This is a genomic window from Pseudomonas sp. R62, from assembly GCF_000257605.1.
GTDB lineage: Bacteria > Pseudomonadota > Gammaproteobacteria > Pseudomonadales > Pseudomonadaceae > Aquipseudomonas > Aquipseudomonas atacamensis.
On record NZ_AHZM01000880.1, the window covers coordinates 1 to 1,144 of the forward strand.

Sequence of the window (1,144 nt, forward strand, 5' to 3'; positions counted from 1 at the left end):
AAACACTACCACATACGTCATTCAGGTCGGAGCAGGTTTTCTCCATCATGGCTCACATACCAATCAATCCACTTGCGGGACGCAGCTCATGAAACTTGAAGCCAACACGATCTTCATCACCGGCGGCACTTCCGGCATCGGCCGCGCACTGGCCGAGGCCCTGCATCAGCGCGGCAACAAGGTCATCATCGCAGGTCGTCGCCAGATCTTGCTGGCAGAGATTGCCCAAGCGAATCCGGGCATCGACACCGTGCAGCTGGACATCAACGATGCGCAGCAGATCAAGGACGTCGCCGCCGAAGTCATCCGCCGCCATCCGTCGTTGAACGTAATCATCAACAACGCCGGGATCATGCCCTTCGACAACGCGGGTTCCGGCGACTACAACGATGAACAGGCGGTCGGTCTGTTGCAGACCAACCTGCTCGGCCCGGTGCGCGTCAGCGCGGCGTTCGTCGAACACCTCAAGCGCCAGCCCGAGGCCTACATCATCAACAACAGCTCGGTACTGGCCTACCTGCCGCTGGCGACCACGGCGCTGTATTCGGCGACCAAAGCGGCGATCCATTCCTACTCGCTGTCGCAGCGTTTCATGCTGCGCGACACCAGCGTCAAGGTCCTGGAAATCGCGCCACCTTGGGTTGATACCGACCTGATTCACAAGAGCGGCGACGAGCGCGCCATGCCGCTGGGCGAGTTTATCGAGGAAACCCTGATCAAGCTGGAAACCGCCACCACCGAAGTGCTGGTTGATCGAGTCTTGCCGCTGCGAGCCAACCAGGGCGCGAACGAGCACGGGTTGATCGAGCAATTCAACCTGTCGCTGCTGGAAAATCCTATTCCGGTGGCCTGAACTCACCGACAGAAACACCCGGGCTCAATGCCCGGGTAGCCTGGCTGTTGATCATATTCATTCACAACGCGGCAAGCCAAACACCACCCGCGCCCCGCTCGGCTCATTGCGCTCGGCCCACAATTTGCCGCCGTGTCCTTCAATGATCGTGCGGCAAATCGACAGGCCCATGCCCAGCCCGGTGGATTTGGTCGTGTAGAACGCCGTGAACACTTGCTCCGCCCGCTCGCAGGCAAAGCCCGGCCCTGAATCGCTGACACTGATGTGCACGTTATCACCCAGCGCCTCACT

At 60.1% G+C, this 1,144-nt stretch carries 2 protein-coding genes; one reads left to right on the plus strand and one right to left on the minus strand.

The window, feature by feature from the left end; all coding sequences use genetic code 11:
• The first annotated feature begins 88 nt into the window (after positions 1-88).
• Positions 89-853 (plus strand): SDR family oxidoreductase, encoded by a 765-nt coding sequence (locus OQK_RS00825; RefSeq protein WP_016770693.1) that lies wholly within the window; start codon positions 89-91, stop codon positions 851-853.
• A 57-nt stretch (positions 854-910) separates the two neighbouring features.
• Here OQK_RS00825 and OQK_RS31825 read toward each other — a convergent pair.
• On the minus strand, positions 911-1,144 hold a 234-nt coding region (locus OQK_RS31825; protein ID WP_038860178.1), incomplete at its 5' end, for an ATP-binding protein.